A 3,251-nucleotide genomic window follows, 5' to 3' on the forward strand; every position below is an offset into this window, starting at 1 on the left:
CGGGGCGCCGTAGGCATAAACGGTCGCGTTAAGTATTTGCCGCTTGCTTGGGCTTGGATGCCCAAAACAAGCTTCCGCAAAAATAGCGACTCCCCGATGAATCGGCATCGTTTTGATGTGGCTGGGGGTGGGGAGGTGGCTATTGCGCTTCGGGCGACGCCTCTGCCTCTCCCAGGTCGGGTGTGATGGCGTCGAACACGCTGCCGATGGTGCTACCGATACTGGAGGCGATCTCTCCGGTGCGGTTGCCCTTGTTCTCCGCCTCACGCTGTTCCTGTACCCGTTCTGGCAGCAGGATCTCAGCCACGCTTAGAGGGGTGGTCTGGGCCTGCTCCACAAGCTCAATACCCTGTTTGCTGAGTGCACTTAGAAGCTGGGGAGAGGCGCGACCAGAGAGCCATAGAATTCGCTTGCTGGTTGAAGGCCTGGTAAGAGCCTCGATCAAACCATTGTTGGACTCACTCAGGGTGAGGTAGTCGGCGATTACGGGATAGATCTTGTTACCGCTCCAGTCGACCAGCTGTAGTTGCCCATCCTGACTATGGAGATTGATCACGCGGTCTCTGTTGGTGTGGTAGTTGTAGATCAGCTCAGCCTGCTGCTGGGCGTGGCGACATGCCATCTCGGAATCAGCACCGCTGTTGCTTTTCAGTAGCGCCTCTCTACCGAGCGCCCCTTCCAGGATGCTGATAGCTGCGACCTGTCGTGTGAGGTGGTTCACGCTGCAGATGGGGTGGTAGACGAGCTGGGTCGACTCCTCTTCGCTAAGGCCGATTTTCTGCGCCGACTGATCGGCGGCCTTTAGCATCGTGGTGGGGCTGATCTTCCAGCCGTTGGGATCGCTCTGGGTACCGTTGCTGATGCGTACCGAGACCGAGGCGACCATCGGTGCCGCCACCATTACCGCCTCAATCGGTGCACCACCGGCAAATACCGACCACGCCACATCATCCAGCTCCTCCTGCAGCAGTTTGTTACTGGAGTAGGGATCAACACCCAGCTCGGCAGCGAGACGGCGTTTAACGGTGTTAAAACCGAGCAGGTTCTTGGCCAGCGTATCATCCTCATCACTGCTCTCCTTGCCGATGCTGGAGATAGCCGCGCCTACGTCACTCAGCACATTGCCGATGCCAGAGGGGATAGACTCAAGCGTGCCGACCGGATCGGTGACCAGATTACGCGTCAGACTGATCGGTGCCTCGGCAGCAGCCATAAAGCCCTTCTGGAAAGTGTCGCTCTCCTTCATCTGCCGCAGTGCCACAATCGCCTCGATCTCGTGGGCGCGCTCACGCAGCAGCGAATCGGTGTGTACCTCAAGCGACTGAATCTCAGAGCTGAGCTGGTAGCTGTTCATCCTGCCGTCATTCGCCACCTCGGGCTCGATACGGTAATGCTCAGAGGTCGCGACCGATTCATCCAGTAGCGTTGCAGCGGTTAGCGTAATGGCGGGCTCATATGAGGGTGGCGTGCTGGTAGTCGCATTGAGTGTGGCAGAGCCAATCAGCAGTGCTGCTCCGGTAAAGATAGGCAGAAGGTGAGACGGCTGGGTTCCATTCATAATCTCGTGCTCTCATTGTTATTAGGGTGATCGACTGCCGCTGCAGCCCTGCACTGAGCCGATCATATCAGCATCCCTGCCGAGAGAACCAACCCGGCAAGATTAGTCGCAAATTGATAACGAAGAGCCTTTGAATGAGCCGGGGGTAGGGTATAATGCCGCTCGGTGCAGAGGACGACCCCGCAATAGGGCGCTTCGGTACCGAGAGATCACGTATCGCGCGCGAATCACGCAGCCTCTGTGATCGAGTCACCGCATCAAGCCCGGGTGGCGAAATTGGTATACGCAGGAGACTTAAAATCTCCCGACCGCAAGGTCGTACCGGTTCGACTCCGGTCCCGGGCACCAATTACATCTCTCTACGGAATGAGGAACTATTTAAAGGAATGCTATCTGTAATCTCACTCGCACTTCTCCTGACCGGATTCTCGATATTCAGTGCAATCACGCTGGCACTGACGCATTTTAGTGGCGACCACTATCGCGATCAGGTGATGTCGAGAATTATGGGGCTGATACTGCTTCTGGCTTTGAGTGGTTTGCAGCTTGCTCACTTTCAGTGGCTCTACCTCGATCTGGAGTGGGCAGAAACACTCCCTTACCGAATGATCCTATTCACTGTGGCACCAGCATTCTATCTCTTTTGCCGGCCACTCCTACGCCCAGATGTTCCACCCGCATTCACTCCAATACTCCTCTGGCACGCTTTGCCCATTCTGATTGCTGCGCTGCTTCCGCAAGAGTTGGCCCTACCGCTGGCATTTCTTGTCGGTGCTGGCTATCTCTTGTGGCTTGCACTCAGTCTTTTTGCCTTGCGCACAGAACGGGCGAGTTTCCGCCTAGAGATGTTTCTTCTTGGCACCGTTTTTATGATCGCAGTCGCTGTGTCTTTGCTTGGGCTTCTGCAGACGGTTCTACCCGAAAAACTATTTTTCAGCCTCTATTCGATAGCAATTGGAATGGCCTTTGTTCTGGTGCAGACGGCTCTGGGGTTCAGGCCGAGGTTGTCGACTGAAGTCAGGGAGACGGCACAAGCGGCCTATGCCGTTTCAACGCTTACCAATATCGATTGTGATGCAACGCTCTCCAAGTTGAACGATCTGATGCAGAGAGAGCGCTTCTATATCGATTCAAAACTATCTCTGCCAAATCTGGCAGAGCAGCTCTGTATCTCCACCCACCAGCTCTCTGAACTGATGAATACTCGGTTAGGCAAGGGGTTCTCCCGCTATTTGCGAGAGCAGCGTGTTGATGCCGCCAAGCAGATGTTGCATGAAGAACGTTCCGCCTCAGTCTTGTCCGTTGCCTTAAGCGTTGGGTTTTCATCGCAATCGACCTTCTACGAGGCGTTTCGTGAGATTGAGGGCATGACGCCTGGTCAGTACCGCAAGCTGCAAACTGAGGGGTAAAGCCGGAAAACGGCCGCCGATTACTCCGAAATTATCGTTTCGGAGCTAAAAAGTGCTCCAGATCGATAAGATCGGAAGAAAATTGGATACTCGTCATCCAAATTTAGGTCTCCAGACACAAGCTTAGGAGCCCTACATGAATCCCTATCTACTTCTCTCCATCGAACTGCTCGCGAGTATTGCGGTGGTAATCCCCCCATTAATAATGGTTCTCATAAGTAGGGATCATGCAGCCTGATTCAACTTCTGAACGGGTGTGATTCCACCCAGCGCTGAATGAGGTC

2 protein-coding genes and 1 tRNA gene are annotated in these 3,251 nt (G+C 54.7%); 2 read left to right on the forward strand and 1 reads right to left on the reverse strand.

Annotated features, from left to right (window positions below; genetic code table 11):
* Positions 1 to 139: 139 nt before the first annotated feature.
* The gene (locus BOW52_RS16465) at positions 140 to 1,558 is read right to left on the reverse strand and encodes a hypothetical protein (protein ID WP_078485174.1); all 1,419 of its coding nucleotides are present in this window, start codon (positions 1,556 to 1,558) and stop codon (positions 140 to 142) included.
* 261 nt (positions 1,559 to 1,819) lie between these two features.
* Here BOW52_RS16465 and BOW52_RS16470 point away from each other — a divergent pair.
* A tRNA-Leu gene (locus tag BOW52_RS16470) sits at positions 1,820 to 1,906 on the forward strand.
* A 38-nt stretch (positions 1,907 to 1,944) separates the two neighbouring features.
* Positions 1,945 to 2,967, forward strand: a complete 1,023-nt coding sequence (locus BOW52_RS16475) for an AraC family transcriptional regulator (protein ID WP_078485175.1) — start codon at positions 1,945 to 1,947, stop codon at positions 2,965 to 2,967.
* Positions 2,968 to 3,251 lie beyond the last annotated feature (284 nt).

Origin of the sequence: Solemya pervernicosa gill symbiont (genome assembly GCF_002020875.1) — a bacterium.
Lineage (GTDB): Bacteria > Pseudomonadota > Gammaproteobacteria.